This is a genomic window from Methylobacterium sp. PvR107 (assembly GCF_017833295.1).
GTDB lineage: Bacteria > Pseudomonadota > Alphaproteobacteria > Rhizobiales > Beijerinckiaceae > Methylobacterium.
Genome location: NZ_JAFIBW010000001.1, coordinates 596717 through 610916 on the forward strand (window position 1 = coordinate 596717; position 14200 = coordinate 610916).

A 14200-nucleotide genomic window follows, 5' to 3' on the forward strand; every position below is an offset into this window, starting at 1 on the left:
AGATCCCGGACCCGTCCGAGATCCGCTTCTTATCTGCCCAGGTTGGGCAAGCCCGATCTGGGTGGGGAGGAGCCGGAGGTGGGGGGCAGGATGGATCGAAGCGATGCCGTCGGCACCGCCCCCACCCCTACCCCTCCCCGCAAGGGGGAGGGAAGAGCGTCCTACTCCGCCGCCTTCTGCCGGAGCCCGATCCGTCCCCAAATCGTGGTGAGCGCGTCGACCAGATGGCCGATGTCGGCATCCGTGTGCAGCGGCGACGGGGTGATCCGCAGGCGCTCGGTGCCGCGCGCGACCGTCGGATAATTGATCGGCTGCACGTAGATGCCGAACTCGTCGAGCAGGGTGTCGGAGATCGCCTTGCACAGCACCGGATCGCAGACCATCACCGGCACGATGTGGCTGTCGTTGGGCATGGTCGGGATGTCGGCGGCGTCGAGCGCCGCTCGGACCTTGGCCACCCGCTCCTGATGCCGGGCACGCTCGGCACCGCTCGCCTTCAGGTGACGGATGCTCGCCGCCGCGCCGGCCGCGACCGCGGGAGGCAGCGAGGTCGTGAAGATGAAGCCTGACGCGAAGCTGCGCACGAAGTCGCAGAGCTTCTCCGAGGCGGTGATGTAGCCGCCATGGACCGCGAAGGCCTTGCCCAGCGTCCCCTCGATCACGTCGAGCCGGTGGGCGACGCCGTCCCGCTCCGAGATGCCGCCGCCCCGCGCCCCGTAGAGGCCGACCGCATGGACCTCGTCCAGGTAGGTCAGCGCCCCGTGGGCCTCGGCCACGTCGCAGATCTCGCCGATGGGGGCGATGTCGCCGTCCATGGAGTAGACCGATTCGAAGGCCACCAGCTTCGGCCGGGCCGGATCGACCAGGGCGAGCTTGCGGTTCAGGTCCTCCGGGTCGTTATGGCGGAAGATGTGGCGCTCGGCGCGGGAGAACCGGATGCCCTCGATCATCGAGGCGTGGTTCTCGGAATCGGAGAAGACCGCGCAGTTCGGCAGGCGCGACGCGAGGGTGCCGAGCGCCGCCCAGTTCGACACGTAGCCGGAGGTGAACAGCAGGGCCGCCTCCTTGCCGTGGAGGTCGGCAAGTTCCTGCTCCAGCAGCACGTGATAGTGATTCGTGCCCGAGATGTTGCGGGTGCCGCCGGCGCCGGCGCCGCAGCGATCGATCGCCTCGTGCATGGCCCCGGTGACGTTCGGGTGCTGGCCCATGCCGAGATAATCGTTCGAGCACCAGACCGTGACCGGCCGCGTGCCGCCGGTGTGGTGATGCGTGGCGTGCGGAAAGTTGCCCGCATGGCGCTCGAGGTCGGTGAAGACCCGGTAGCGCCCCTCCCGGTGCAGACCGGCGATCTCGGCCCCGAAGAAGGTCTCGTAGTCCATGTCGCCTCTCCCCGAACAAACCCTGCGGGTTGATCCCGCCTGTGACACCGGACTTCGCACAAGACCAGTTCCAGATTGGTGGACGTGCGTCGCCCGTGGTGATCCCTCGATCTACACGCGATCCCGCGGCGGTGCCGCCTCCCCGGACGCCCGCCCCGGCAGGCTCCAGCGCCACAGCTCCGCGGAGGGCAGCGGCAGCATCAGGAACCAGTGCTCCAGGGTGGCGAGCCCGGTCAGCGTCGCCAGGACCGTGAAGCCGATGAGCTCATGCGCCAGCAGATCGGTGCCGAGCGCCGCGCGCCCGAGAAGGGCCGCCGCGATGGTCCCCAGGCTCACCGAGACCGGGAACAGCAGGTTCATCGGCTTCCGGGACAGGTAGCAGGCCAGGTAGCCGAGATGGTCCGGCAGGAACTCGGCGTGGAGGTTGCGCACGCCCAGGAACAGGTTGAGCCGCGCCGAGAGGTTCATCACCACCAGGGTGCCGTAGGTCCACAGGGCGAAGCGGTTGGGGCTGCCCCAGACCAGCGCCAGGATCGCCAGGCCGCCGATCACGATAGCGAATTCGTGCCACAGGCTGGTGGCGAGCGCCGCCAGGAACCGGTCGAACCCCCGCACACCCGGCGCGCAGGCGACCGGCCGCGGGCCCGACAGGAAGCCCATATAGTAGCTCATCTCCTGCCAGCCCCAGACGATGAGCGCCGCCGTGAAGGCCGTGTAGGCCCCCGTGCCGCTCGTATCCCCGGCGCTGGCGCGGATCGCCACCAGGGCGGCGGCGAGCAGCAACGTCGCCCCGGCCATGCTCCACGGATGCGTCCGCCGCGGGGCGTGGTCGAGCAGCAGGATCAGCCCGGTGGAGAACCACCAGAGCAGCACCGCGTACAGGACCGGGGCGGCATAGCTCGCCATTCTACCAGACCGGCTGGAGGCGGATATCGGCCGGCAGGGCATTGGCCTTGACGGGCAGCAGGTAGAGTCTGGCGAAGGTTACGGCCGCCCGCGCGGCGTGGAACCCCTGCCGGGCCTTGCCGACGAGGCCGCCCCGCGCCTTGGCGTCGGCGATCGCGCCGGAGCAGGCGAGCAGCCGGTCGAGCCCCGCCTTGAACTTCGGGTTGTCGAGATCGAGCTCCAGCGGGAAGGTCTGCCGGGAGATCTCCGAGGTGATCCGAAACACCTTGAAGTCGTAGTCGCTCGGATCGACGCCGAGCGCCTTGTGGAAGGCCGGGCGGTGATGGTCGCGCACGTACATCGTGGCGAAGACCGCGAGCAGGAAGAACCGGATCCAGTAGCGGTTCACGCCGCTCGTCAGCTTCGGGTTGGCGCGCATCAGCAGCGCGAAGGCCTCGCCGTGGCGGAACTCGTCGTTGCACCACAGCTCGAACCACTTGAAGATCGGGTGGATGCGCCGCTCCGGGTGCCGCTCCAGCTCGCGGAAGATCGTGATGTAGCGGGCGTAGCCGATCTTCTCGGAGAGATAGGTGGCGTAGAAGATGAACTTCGGCCGGAAGAACGTGTATTTTTTGGATTTCGTGAGAAATCCGAGGTCCACGCCGATGCCGAAATCCTTGAGCGTGTCGTTGATGAAGCCGGCGTGACGCGCCTCGTCGCGGCTCATGAAGCCGAACAGCTCCTTGATGTCCTTGTTCTTGGCGCGCTTGCGCATCTCGGCGTAGAGGACGCAGCCCGAGAATTCGGCGGTGATCGACGAGACCAGGAAGTCCAGAAACTCCTTCCGCAACTCGGGCTCCATCTGCGACAGGTCGCAGTCGAACTCCTCGTTGCGGGTAAAGTGGCGCTTGTTCGGGTCGGCGCGCAATTCGGCGATGAGCACGTCCCAGTCGCGCCGCACCGGTTCGACGTTCGTGCGGTCGAGTTCGACGAAATCGGTTGTGTAGAACCGGGGCGACAGGAAGGTCGTCTCCTGGGCCGCCTTGGTCGATTCGTTGACCGGAATCTTCGGGATCGGCTGGCCGGTGGGGGGCGCGACGGGAGCGTTCATAGCTTCCTCCTCTCGGAGAAGCTGACCTCGTAGAGCTCGGTCAGCTCGAGATGGGCGATGAGCTTGGTCCAGACCCGCTCCAGCGGGCCGGCCCGGGTGACGGTGGCGGTGCGGCGTACGCTGAGGCGCTCGCCGTAGGGCACCGAAGTCGGCGCGTCGTGAACCTGGACCGCGTCGCCGGGCTCGATCTCGAAGCCGGCATCCAGGGTGACATGCGCGTGCAGGCTCTCGGGCGTCTGCTCGATCTCCACCGTGCAGGGCACGGTGACGGTGCGGCTGCCGAACAGGCCCATCACCGCGTCTCCGTGGCGGGCGCGCCCGGCGCGGGCATCAGCCGGGCGAAGGCCCCGGCATTGGTCGACCCGAAGGCCTCCAGGGGCACTTGGCGGCCGGTGGCCTCGTCGGCCAAAGCGAGGCGGCCGTCGTCGTAGCGAGTCAGGCTGAAAGGTTGTTCCGGCCCGAGGCCCCCGCGCTGGCGAGCCTGAGCGAGGCCCCGCAGCGTCCCGCGCAGGAAGCCATCCTCGCCGGGGCGGATCCAGGCGACGATGTGCCGGTCGGCGACGTCCCGCAACGCGATGGACCCGTCGACCTGGTCCTCGGCCCGGAATTCGAGCCGGGCCACCGCCTTGGCGGCCGGCAGGGCGACGAGGCCGACCCCCTCGCTGCGGCCGATCAGGACCGCCAGCATGGAGAAGCCCATCAGCGCGCCCGCACCGATCATCAGCAGCGCCGGCGCCGGTCCAGTCGTTCGGCCGGCTTTCTCCGCCCGCTCGCCCATGATGCCCCTCCCTATTCGGCCGCGACGAGGCGGCCGGGATTTTCGTCCGCCTGCGGCAGACGGGCCACCCGCACCGGAAGCGCGGTCCCGGCGGCGTGCCCTTCGAGCGCCCGCGCCAGGATCCCCGCCACGGCGTCCGCCTGCGGTACGGAGCGCAGCATCGGCTCCGTCCGGGTCAGACGCCAGGGCCGGGCATGCGGCCAGAGCTGAAGGTAGGCGATGCGCAGCCCCGGCCGCAACTGCAGAGGCAGATCGCCGCTGCCATCCGTGAATGCGCGCAGCGCCGCGCCGTCGAGCTGCGCGAAGGGCAGGTTGTGGGTTACCGGCAGGGCGATCCCAGCCTGCAGCACGATCCGGCGGTTGGTCACCGTGTAGCGTGTCGTGCGGTGGGTCAGCCATGCCAGCAGCCAGAGCAGCGCCACGGCACCGGCGCCGATCAGCAGCGTCGGTCCGACCTTGGCGAGCGCCGCCGCGGGGGAGCCGGCAGTGAGGCCGAAGGCCAGGGCGCAGATTGCGAACCATGCGACCACAAGGCGCGCGTGGAACACCCGCACCAGCAGGCCGGCGGTCGTCGGCGACCCCTGCCAGAGGATGCGCTCGCCCGCCGGCAGCGGGCCGGGCAGTCCCCGCAGGGTGCCCTCCGGGAGGAAATCGCCGCTCACAGGATCGGCTCCGCGCGCTCGGGCGTGGCGTAGAGCGTGCCCGCGCCGAAATATGAGACGATCCGCTCCTCTTCGAGGAAGGTCACGCTGTCGGGGTCGCGGGTGGCCGGGATGTCGGCGAACTGGCTGGCGAGGAGCGCCTCGGTCGTCACCGTCTTGGTGAAGCCGCCGGCCCTGCAGAAGGTGGTCGGCATCAGCCGGCGGCCGCCCGTGGTCAACTCGACCTCGTAGTAACGAATCAGCGACTCGCCGCGGTCGACCCAGACATCGCTGATGACACCCGCCACGGCGTTGTCGGTGCCGAACACGCTCATGCCTATCGGGTTCGGGCCGTCCTCGTGGACGACGAAGTTCTTCGCCACCCGCAGGGGCACGATGCGGATCTCGTTGTCCCAGGTCCTGTCGTGCACGTCGTGCCGCAGCACCCAGGAGCCGGGTCCGACGCCCGCCTGGAGCGAGGAGTCCGTGCGTTCGTACGGTGCGCCGGGCCAGGGCTCGACCTTGCGGGCCGGGATGCCGGTCTCAATGTCGTTCCGGCCGTGCACCGCCTGCGGCGCGTAGGTCGTCTCGCCGCCCGGCAGGTGGAACGCCTTGGACCGGGGGATCAGGATCGGATCGTCCGCCTTGCGGCGGCCGACGGCCTCGTTCTCCAGCGGGTAGCCCTCGCGCCGGTCCTCGCGTCGGAGCCAGAACACCAAGCCCGCGAAGAAGATGAAGAACGCGTAGAGCACGACCTGGGCGACGTCGACATAACCTGTAAGTGCGCCGGTTGGCATGGCGATCCTCCCCGAGTCTCAGGCTGTCCGGCCGGCAAGGCCGTCGGCAATGCGGTTTCGAACTTCTGTTCGCGCGTCCTCACGCACCAGCGGTCCGAGCGCGACGAGCGCGGCGAACAGAAGGGCAATCTCGATGTGGTAGACGATGAGGTAGCCGATGGCGGGCTCGTTCATGCCCTCGCCGAGCACGCCCGACTGCGCGATGGCGCCGCCGACGTCGCGGACGAGGCCGCTCGCCGCGATCGACAGGCCCGCGGCGGTCGCCTGCACGGCGCCCCAGGCGCCGAGCGCCAGCCCGGTATCCTCGGGGCCGGCGCGGTTCATCGAGGCGGTGAGCGTGCCGTGGGCGAACAGGCCGCCGCCGAGCCCGATCAGGCTGACGCCCGCCGCGAACAGATCGGCGGAGGCGAGGGGGGCTGCGAAGACCACCGCGGAGAACGCCAGGATCCCGATCCCGACGCCGACCGCCGACACCCGGAACGGGTCGCCGCCGCGGCCGAGCCAGCGCGCCGCGATCAGCAGGCCGAGGCCGCCGCCCGCGGCCAGCAGCGCGGTCAGCGCCGTGGTCGCCCCCACGGAGAGGTGCAGGATCTGGCCGCCATAGGGTTCGAGCAGGATGTCCTGCATGGAGAAGCCGGCCGTGCCGAGCCCGATCGCCACGAGGCGCCGCCGGGCGGTGCGCTGCCCCGCATAGGCCTGCCAGGAGGCGCGGAAGTCGCGCTGCGGCACGTCCCGGCTGCGGTTGGGATCGCGCGGCTCCTGTTTCCAGAGGGCGAAGCCGTTGAGGATGATGGTGACGAGCGCCGCGCCCTGGATCACCTGGATCAGGCGGACGGCCGAGAAGTGGGCGAGGCACAGGCCGAACACCACGGCGCTCGCCATCATGCCGAACAGCAAGGCCGCGCAGAGCAGCGCCACGACCTTCGGGCGGGCATGCGCGGGGGCGAGGTCGGTGGCGAGGGCGAGGCCCACGGTCTGGGTCGTGTGCAGGCCCGCGCCGACCAGCAGGAAGGCGAGCGCCGCAGCGAGGTCACCGACCCAGAGCGGCCCGGTCGTATCGCCCGACAGGATCAGCAGGGCGAAGGGCATGATCGCCAGCCCGCCGAACTGGAGCAGCGTGCCGAACCAGATATAGGGCACCCGCCGCCATCCCAGCACCGAGCGGTGCGTGTCCGACCGAAAGCCGACGAGCGCCCGCAGGGGGGCGAAGATCAGCGGCAGGGCCAGCATCACGGCCACGATCCAGGCCGGAACGCCGAGTTCGACGATCATGACCCGGTTCAGGGTGCCGATCAGCAGCACCGCCGCCATGCCGACGGTGACCTGGAACAAAGCGAGACGCAGGAGGCGGCCCAGCGGCAGCTCGACGGTTGCGGCATCCGCAAAGGGCAGGATCGCCGGGCCGAGACGCATCAGGGCGGCGGTGAGTTTTCGGGATGCGGCACTCATGTCAGCACCCTGGGCGTCGCTACGCCCCCTCCCCCCTGCGTGGGGGAGGGTGGCCCCTGCGTCAGCAGGGGTCGGGAGAGGGGAGCGACGGTGTCGGAACTGGCGCGGCCTTCATGAAGGCTCTCGCCGCGTCCGGAGGCCAGATTCCCCTCTCCCCCCCTGCCGCGCGGGGTACCCTCCCCCGCCAAGGGGGGCGGGAGGGTGCGTGTCAGCGCGATCGCGTTCGACAGGTAGAAGCCGCTGTTGATCCGGTGCGACCGCGCCCAGGCAAAGCCGTCGAGGGCCCGTTCCGAAGACATCCGCCGCCGCAGCCCACGCTCGGTGACCGGCACGATGGCCGGCGAGCGGTCGCCGCGCGGAAAGAACTGTCCGGCCGCGTGCATCAGCGTCAGCAGCGCTGTACGCGGCGCCACGGTGAACAGAACCGAGCCGTTCGTCCGTGCGCCGAGCGCCGCCAGCGCCCGGGCGATGTCGGCGGAGCGGTAGTGGATCAGCGAATCCATCGCCACCACGTGGTCGAACCGTCCGAGCCCCGGATCGAGCATGTCGCCGACACGGAAATCGATGCGCCCTCCCCCGGGGATCGCCGGCAGCCGCTCCTGCGCCAGCCCGATCAGCGTGGGTGAGACGTCGATGGCCACCACCTCGGCGCCCCGGCGGGCGGCCTCGACGCTCAGCGCCCCGGTGCCGCAGCCGGCATCGAGCAGGCGCAGGCCGGTCATGTCGGCCGGCAGCCAGGAGAGCAGCGTCGCCCGCATGGCGTCGCGCCCGGCCCGCACCGTGGCGCGGATCCGGCTCACCGGAGCGTCGGAGGTCAGGCGCGACCACGCATCGACCGCGGTGCGGTCGAAATAGGTGGTCAGCTCACCCCGGCGGGCGTCGTAGCTGGCGCTGGCCATCAATCGAACCCCAAACTCAATCGAAACCGAGGAACTCGAACAGGTCGCGGTCCTTCATGGGGATTGCCTCGCAGGGCTCGCCCCCGGCCCAGAGCGTCTCGGCGAGCCGCATGTACTCGGCGGTCACGGCGTCGAGCTCGGGCGAGGAATCCATCTCGAACAGGGTCGACTTCTTGAGCCGCGAGCGGCGGACCACGTCGAGGTCGGGGAAATGGGCGAGGCGCTTGAGCCCGACCGCGTCGTTGAACCGGTCGATCTCGTCGGTCTTGGCCGAGCGGTTGGCGATGACGCCGCCGAGGCGCACCGGATAGTTCTTCGCCTTGGCGTGGATCGCCGCGACGATCCGGTTCATCGCGAAGATCGAATCGAAGTCGTTGGCGGTGACGATCAGCGCCCGGTCGGCGTGCTGGAGCGGCGAGGCGAAGCCGCCGCAGACGACGTCGCCCAGCACGTCGAACACCACGACGTCGGTGTCCTCCAGGAGATGGTGCTCCTTGAGCAGCTTCACGGTCTGGCCGACCACGTAGCCGCCGCAGCCGGTGCCGGCGGGCGGACCGCCCGCCTCGACGCACATCACGCCGTTGTAGCCCTCGACCACGAAATCCTCGACGCGCAGCTCCTCCGAGTGGAAGTTCACCGCCTCCAGGGCGTCGATCACCGTCGGGGCGAGGCGCTTGGTCAGCGTGAAGGTCGAATCGTGCTTCGGATCGCAGCCGATCTGCAGCACCCGCTTCCCGAGCTTGGAGAACGCCACCGACAGGTTCGACGAGGTGGTGGATTTGCCGATGCCGCCCTTGCCGTAGACCGCGAAGACCTTCGCGGTCTCGATCTTCAGGTCCGGGTCGAGCTCGACCTGGACGCTGCCTTCTTCTTTCCGGGCAACGACCGGATTGCGAATGGCGATGTTCATGCGGCGACTCCTGTGGTGACGCCTTCGAGACGGTCTTCCAGTTCCTCCTCGGCCCGGTCCAGGGCGTCCCGCATCGCTGCGTCGGGGGTCCAGAAGCCACGCTTGTGGGCCTCGATCAGCCGCTGGGCGACCTTGGCGGAGGCGGTGGGGTTGAGCGTGGCCATGCGCTCGCGCATGGCGGGGTCGAGCACGTAGGTCTCGGTGATGCGCTCGTAGATCCAGGGCTGGACCGCGTTGGCGGTGGCCGACCAGCCGACCGTGTTGGTGAGATGCGTCTCGATCTGCCGGACGCCCTCGTAGCCGTGGCCGAGCAGGCCTTCGTACCATTTTGGGTTGAGCATCCGGGTGCGCGTCTCCAGCGCCACCTGCTCCTCCAGGGAGCGGACGCGCCCCTCCCCGCGGGTCTGGTCGCTGATGTAGATCGGCACCGACTCGCCCTTGGCCCGGGCCACCGCCCGGCCCATGCCGCCGAGCCCGTCGAAATAGTGGTCGACGGAGGTGACGCCGACCTCGACCGAGTCGAGGTTCTGGTAGGCCATGTCGACCGAAGCCAGCACCGCCTCCATCAGGGCGCGCTGCGGCGCCGGGCGGCCGGTGCGGCCGTAGGCGAAACTCTTGCGGCGCGAGAAGGTCTCGCAGAGTTCCGCATCGTTGTCCCAGTTCCCCGAATCGACCAGGTGGTTGACGTTGGCGCCGTAGGCACCCTCGGCGTTGGAGAAGACCCGTAGGGAAGCGGTCTCCAGATCGCAGCCCTGCTCGATCTGGATGGCGAGGGCGTGCTTGCGCACGTAGTTCTGTTCGAGCGGCTCGTCCGCGGTGGCAGCGAGGAAGGAGGCTTCGGCCAGGAGCTTCGTCTGCAGGGGCAGCAGATCGCGGAAGATGCCGGAAAGTGTGACCACGGCATCGATGCGCGGGCGGCCGAGAGTCTCCAGCGGGATCAGCTCGGCGCCGCTCAGGCGGCCGTAGCCGTCGAAGCGGGGCGCGGCGCCGATCAGCGCCAGCGCCTGGGCAATCGGGCCGCCCTCGCTCTTGAGGTTGTCGGTGCCCCACAGGACCAGGGCGACGCTCTCCGGGCAGGGTTTTCCGTCCGCCGCGAAGCGCTCGAGGATCCGGGCGACCTGCCGGGCGCCGTCCGCCACCGCGAAGGCCGAGGGCAGGCGGTAGGGATCGAAGCCGTGGAGGTTGCGGCCGGTCGGCAGGATCGCGGGATTCCGCAGGAGGTCGCCCCCGGCCACCGGCGGCACGAACCGGCCGTCGAGCGCGCGCAGCAGGGCCGGAACCTCATGGTCTCGCGACAGGAGCCGGTCGGTCTCGGCCAGATTCGCGAAGGCGGCGCGGGCCGTCTCGTCGGCAGGCAACCCGGAGGCCTTCAGCGCCGCCTCGACGCCATGGCCGGCGACGAGCGCTTCGATCCCGGCCCGCTCCGACTGCACGCCGTGCGCCGACTCGGCCAGCGCCAGCAGCAGGTCGATCCGCTCCTCTGCCGGCGTCCCAGCGCCAACCACGTGAAGCCCGTGCGGGATCAGGGTCTGTTCCAGTTCCTGCAGCGCGGTCCAGAGGCCGGCGACATGGATGCCGAGGTCGCCGGTCCAAGCCGGCTCGGCCGTCACGAGATCGACCGCCGCGCCCTGCTGCTGGATCAGCTCGGCGAGGCTGCCGCGCTCGGCCGTGGCTTCGAGATCGAGGCCGCGCCAGCGCTCGATCGAGCTCTTCAGGTCGATCAGCCCGCGATAGAGACCGGCCGCCGCGAGACTCGGGGTCAGGTAGCTCACCAGCGTCGCGGCCGAGCGGCGCTTGGCCAACGTTCCCTCGGACGGGTTGTTGGCCGCGTAGAGGTAGACGTTGGGGAGCGCCCCGATCAGCCGCTCCGGCCAGCAGGCTTCGGACAGGCCGGTCTGCTTGCCGGGCATGAATTCGAGCGCCCCGTGGGTGCCGAAATGCAGCACCGCGTCGGCGGCAAAATCCTCGCGCAGGTAGCGGTAGAAGGCCGAGAACGCGTGGGTCGGCGCGAAGCCGCGCTCGAACAGCAGCCGCATCGGATCGCCCTCGTAGCCGAAGGCGGGCTGGACCCCGACGAAGACGTTGCCGAACTGCGCGCCGAGCACGAACAGGTCGGCACCGTTGGTCTGGTGGCGGCCGGGCGCCGGGCCCCACTGGGCCTCGATCTCGGCGAGGTAGGTCTCGCGGCGGAGGTGGTCCTCGGCCGGGATGCGGGCGTGGACGTTGGCCTGGCTGCCGTAGCGCTTGGCATTGCCCTCCAGGATCGCCGTGCGCAGGGCATCGACGCTCTCGGGCACCTCCACGGCATAGCCGTCGGCCGCCAGACCCTTCAGGGTGTTGAGCAGCGAGGCGTAGACCGACAGGAACGCCGCGGTGCCGGTGGCGCCGGCATTGGGCGGGAAATTGAACAGCACCACGGCGAGCTTGCGCGCGGCCTTCGGGGTCCGGCGCAGCGACACCAATTGCGCGACCCGCTCGGCGAGGCGCGCGGCCCGCTCGGGGTGAACCCGCATGTCCCGGGCGTTGTCGCTGCCCGAGGCCGAGGAGCGGCCGCCGAACACCATCGGGGCGGTGGCGCCGTCGAGTTCGGGGATCGCGACCATCATGGTCGCCTCGACCGGCGACAGGCCGCGGTCGCCCGCCTCCCACTGTTCCAGGGTTTGGAACTCCAGCGCCTGGGCGGCGAGGTATGGCACGTCGAGCCGCCCCAGCATCAGTTCGGCGGCGGCGGCGTCGTTGTAGGCGGGGCCGCCGACCAGGGAGAAGCCGGTGAGCGACACGAGAGCGTCGATCGCGGCGCGGCCGTCCTTCATGAAGAAGGCATCCACCGCCGGGCGGTTGTCGAGGCCGCTGGCGAAGGCCGGCACCACGTCGAGACCCTGCGCCTCCAGGGCCGCGATGACGCCGTCGTAATGCGCGGTGTTGCCGGCAAGCACGTAGCTGCGCATCACCAGCAGGCCGACGCGACCCTTCGCGCCCGAAACACGCGGCAGCCGCGACGGGTCGTTGCCGATCCGGCCCGGCAGGCGGGGGTGGTACAGGCCGGTCTCGGGGTAATCGAGGGGTGCGGGCGCGGCCGGACCCTCGCGCCACGCCGCCCGCTCGCCCGCCGCGTAGCGATGGACCAGGAAGCGCACCAGCGCGGCGACGTTCTCGTCCGAGCCCGCGAGCCAGTATTGCAGGGTCAGGAAATAGGCGCGCACGTCCTGGGCCGAGCCCGGGATGAAGCGCAGGATCTTCGGCAGCTTGCGCACCAGGGCCATCTGCCGGCCGGCATTGCCCTGCTGGCCCGGCTTGCCGCGCAGCTTCTTCAGGAAGTCGAGGGCGCTGCGCTTGTTGCCGCTCATATCGAAGCGGCCGAGCCTCGTGGTCTTCACGACCTCGCCGGCCGAGAGGCAGCCGACGATCGCGTCGCAGGCTTCGCGCCGCGCCGCCAGCGCCGGCAGGATCGCCCGGACATGCTCGTCCATGAACAGCATGGCCGAGAGCACGATGTCGGCGCTCGCGATATCGGCCCGGCAATCGTCGAGGGCGGCGGGGTTGTTGTCCCACTCGGCCGCCGCGTGGAACCCCAGGACCAGCCCCGGCATCTCGGTACGGAGCCGCAGGCGCGCCCGCTCGACCGCGCTCGCGAGGTGATTGTCGAGGGTGACGATCACGACGCGGATCGGCGGCCGGCGCTGCGACGCGCCTGCCTTGGCCGGGCCGGCACCGTGGCCGGCGGAGAGCGCTTTAGCGGCCATAATGCGCCTTGGCGTCGTAGAGGGTTTCGAGGGTGATGAGCGGCAGCTGCCGCTCACGGGCGAATCGCTCCGTGTTGGTGCGCGCCTTGCCGCGCACGAAGAACGGGATCTTTTTCAGCTCTTTCTCGGCCTCGGGCGCCCAGGGGGCGACCGCCACCGCGACAGGATGGTCGAGATGGATCGGCGCCGGCGCGGACTCCGGTGCAGGCGCGGTTTCGGGCACAGGCGCGGCTTGGGGCACAGGCGCGGCTTGGGGCGCCGGTGCGGCGACCGGCGTGCCGCCGAGATGCGAGGGGCCGACGCCGTCGTGGAATTCGGGATCCTCCCGGAACATGCCGAGGAGGTGCTCTTCGAGGCCCATCATCAGCGGATGGACCAAGGTATCGAACAGGACGTTGGCGCCCTCGAAGCCCATCTGAGGGGCGTAGCGGGCCGGGAAGTCCTGGACATGGACCGGGGCCGAGATCACCGCGCAGGGGATGCCGAGCCGCTTGGCGACGTGGCGTTCCATCTGGGTGCCGAGCACCAGTTCCGGCGCGGCCGCCCGGATCGCCGCCTCGACGTCGAGGTAGTCGTCGGTGATCAGCGCCTCGATGCCGTGCTCGGCCGCCTCGGCGCGGACCTCGCGGGCGAATTCGCGGCCGTAGGTGCCGAGCCCGACAACGGTGAAGCCGAGTTCCTTCGCGGCGATCCGGGCGAGGCCGATGGCGTGCGTGGCATCGCCGAACACGAAGACGCGCTTGCCCGTGAGATAGGTCGAATCGACCGAGCGGGAGTACCAGGGCAGCCGCGAGCCGGGGCCGTCGAGTACGGGCGACGCATCGATCCCGGCGAGACCGGCCACCTCCTCGACGAACCGGCGGGTGCCGCCGACGCCGATCGGGACGGTCTGCGTGAACGGCTGCCCGAAATTCTTCTTCAGATATTCTGCCGCCGAGCGGGCGGTCTCGGGGTAGAGCACGACGTTGAAGTCGGCGTCCCTGAGCCGGCCGAGATCGGCGGGCGTGGCCCCCAGCGGCGCCACGACGTTGACCGCGACGCCGAGCGAATCGAGCAGCCGGCGGATCTCGATCAGATCGTCCCGGTGGCGGAAGCCGAGCGCCGTCGGCCCGAGGATGTTGCAGAGCGGGCGCTGTCCGGGCTCACGCGCGGGGCGCGGACCGGCGGCACCTGCGAGCGCCCGGACGAGGCGATAAAAAGTTTCCGACGCGCCCCAGTTCTCCTTCTTCTGGTAGGCGGGCAGCTCCAGCGGAATCACCGGGATCGGCAGATCGAGCGCCTTGGCCAGCCCGCCCGGATCGTCCTGGATCAGCTCGGCGGTGCAGGAGGCGCCGACGATCATCGCCTGCGGCTGGAAGCGCGCGTAGGCGGCGGCGACCGAGGTCTTGAACAGCGCGGCGGTGTCGCGGCCGAGATCCTGTGCCCGGAAGGTCGTGTAGGTCACGGGCGGGCGGGCGTCCCGCCGCTCGATCATGGTGAACAGCAGGTCGGCGTAGGTGTCGCCCTGCGGCGCGTGCAGCACGTAATGCAGCCCGGACATCGCGGTGGCGACGCGCATCGCGCCGATATGCGGGGGGCCTTCGTAGGTCCAGAGGGTGAGCTGCATGG

At 70.2% G+C, this 14200-nt stretch carries 12 protein-coding genes; all 12 read right to left on the reverse strand.

The window, feature by feature from the left end; genetic code table 11:
* Nucleotides 1-161 precede the first annotated feature (161 nt).
* Entirely contained in the window at nucleotides 162-1379 is a 1218-nt protein-coding gene (gene hemA, locus JOE48_RS02610) for a 5-aminolevulinate synthase (RefSeq protein ID WP_210026959.1), read from the reverse strand.
* Between the two features lie 111 nt (nucleotides 1380-1490).
* Complete coding sequence (gene puhE, locus JOE48_RS02615; protein WP_210026980.1) at nucleotides 1491-2285, reverse strand: putative photosynthetic complex assembly protein PuhE; 795 nt, start codon at nucleotides 2283-2285, stop codon at nucleotides 1491-1493.
* Nucleotide 2286: 1 nt separating this feature from the next.
* Nucleotides 2287-3375, reverse strand: a complete 1089-nt coding sequence (gene acsF / locus JOE48_RS02620; protein WP_210026988.1) for a magnesium-protoporphyrin IX monomethyl ester (oxidative) cyclase — start codon at nucleotides 3373-3375, stop codon at nucleotides 2287-2289.
* Entirely contained in the window at nucleotides 3372-3668 is a 297-nt protein-coding gene (locus tag JOE48_RS02625; RefSeq protein WP_210035520.1) for a hypothetical protein, read from the reverse strand. The genes acsF and JOE48_RS02625 overlap by 4 nt, the downstream gene beginning before the upstream one ends.
* Nucleotides 3668-4153, reverse strand: coding sequence for a photosynthetic complex assembly protein PuhC (gene puhC / locus JOE48_RS02630; protein ID WP_210026997.1), 486 nt, complete (start codon nucleotides 4151-4153; stop codon nucleotides 3668-3670). The genes JOE48_RS02625 and puhC overlap by 1 nt, the downstream gene beginning before the upstream one ends.
* 11 nt (nucleotides 4154-4164) lie before the next feature.
* Nucleotides 4165-4815 (reverse strand): photosynthetic complex putative assembly protein PuhB, encoded by a 651-nt coding sequence (gene puhB / locus JOE48_RS02635; RefSeq protein WP_210026999.1) that lies wholly within the window; start codon nucleotides 4813-4815, stop codon nucleotides 4165-4167.
* Nucleotides 4812-5591: a photosynthetic reaction center subunit H gene (gene puhA / locus JOE48_RS02640; RefSeq protein WP_210027008.1), complete on the reverse strand. Its 780-nt coding sequence runs from the start codon at nucleotides 5589-5591 to the stop codon at nucleotides 4812-4814. The genes puhB and puhA overlap by 4 nt, the downstream gene beginning before the upstream one ends.
* An 18-nt stretch (nucleotides 5592-5609) precedes the next feature.
* Nucleotides 5610-7040: a BCD family MFS transporter gene (locus tag JOE48_RS02645; protein WP_210027010.1), complete on the reverse strand. Its 1431-nt coding sequence runs from the start codon at nucleotides 7038-7040 to the stop codon at nucleotides 5610-5612.
* Nucleotides 7037-7939 (reverse strand): magnesium protoporphyrin IX methyltransferase, encoded by a 903-nt coding sequence (bchM, locus tag JOE48_RS02650; RefSeq protein ID WP_210027019.1) that lies wholly within the window; start codon nucleotides 7937-7939, stop codon nucleotides 7037-7039. The genes JOE48_RS02645 and bchM overlap by 4 nt, the downstream gene beginning before the upstream one ends.
* Nucleotides 7940-7955: 16 nt before the next feature.
* On the reverse strand, nucleotides 7956-8849 hold the full coding sequence (gene bchL / locus JOE48_RS02655) for a ferredoxin:protochlorophyllide reductase (ATP-dependent) iron-sulfur ATP-binding protein (RefSeq protein ID WP_210027022.1): 894 nt from the start codon (nucleotides 8847-8849) through the stop codon (nucleotides 7956-7958).
* Nucleotides 8846-12592, reverse strand: coding sequence for a magnesium chelatase subunit H (locus JOE48_RS02660; protein ID WP_245252694.1), 3747 nt, complete (start codon nucleotides 12590-12592; stop codon nucleotides 8846-8848). The genes bchL and JOE48_RS02660 overlap by 4 nt, the downstream gene beginning before the upstream one ends.
* Nucleotides 12582-14198 carry a ferredoxin:protochlorophyllide reductase (ATP-dependent) subunit B gene (bchB, locus tag JOE48_RS02665; RefSeq protein WP_210027024.1) on the reverse strand — a complete coding sequence of 539 codons (1617 nt, stop codon included), beginning with the start codon at nucleotides 14196-14198 and terminating at the stop codon, nucleotides 12582-12584. The genes JOE48_RS02660 and bchB overlap by 11 nt, the downstream gene beginning before the upstream one ends.
* Nucleotides 14199-14200 lie beyond the last annotated feature (2 nt).

What these genes read in the sequence shown, in the direction of transcription:
- bchM (WP_210027019.1), bottom strand. Translation starts at nt 7,939, where the DNA reads ATGGCCAGCGCCAGCTACGACGCCCGCCGGGGTGAGCTGACCACCTAT.
- puhE (WP_210026980.1), bottom strand. Translation starts at nt 2,285, where the DNA reads ATGGCGAGCTATGCCGCCCCGGTCCTGTACGCGGTGCTGCTCTGGTGG.
- puhC (WP_210026997.1), bottom strand. Translation starts at nt 4,153, where the DNA reads ATGGGCGAGCGGGCGGAGAAAGCCGGCCGAACGACTGGACCGGCGCCG.
- bchB (WP_210027024.1), bottom strand. Translation starts at nt 14,198, where the DNA reads ATGCAGCTCACCCTCTGGACCTACGAAGGCCCCCCGCATATCGGCGCG.
- JOE48_RS02625 (WP_210035520.1), bottom strand. Translation starts at nt 3,668, where the DNA reads ATGGGCCTGTTCGGCAGCCGCACCGTCACCGTGCCCTGCACGGTGGAG.
- puhA (WP_210027008.1), bottom strand. Translation starts at nt 5,591, where the DNA reads ATGCCAACCGGCGCACTTACAGGTTATGTCGACGTCGCCCAGGTCGTG.
- acsF (WP_210026988.1), bottom strand. Translation starts at nt 3,375, where the DNA reads ATGAACGCTCCCGTCGCGCCCCCCACCGGCCAGCCGATCCCGAAGATT.
- hemA (WP_210026959.1), bottom strand. Translation starts at nt 1,379, where the DNA reads ATGGACTACGAGACCTTCTTCGGGGCCGAGATCGCCGGTCTGCACCGG.
- bchL (WP_210027022.1), bottom strand. Translation starts at nt 8,849, where the DNA reads ATGAACATCGCCATTCGCAATCCGGTCGTTGCCCGGAAAGAAGAAGGC.
- JOE48_RS02645 (WP_210027010.1), bottom strand. Translation starts at nt 7,040, where the DNA reads ATGAGTGCCGCATCCCGAAAACTCACCGCCGCCCTGATGCGTCTCGGC.
- JOE48_RS02660 (WP_245252694.1), bottom strand. Translation starts at nt 12,592, where the DNA reads ATGGCCGCTAAAGCGCTCTCCGCCGGCCACGGTGCCGGCCCGGCCAAG.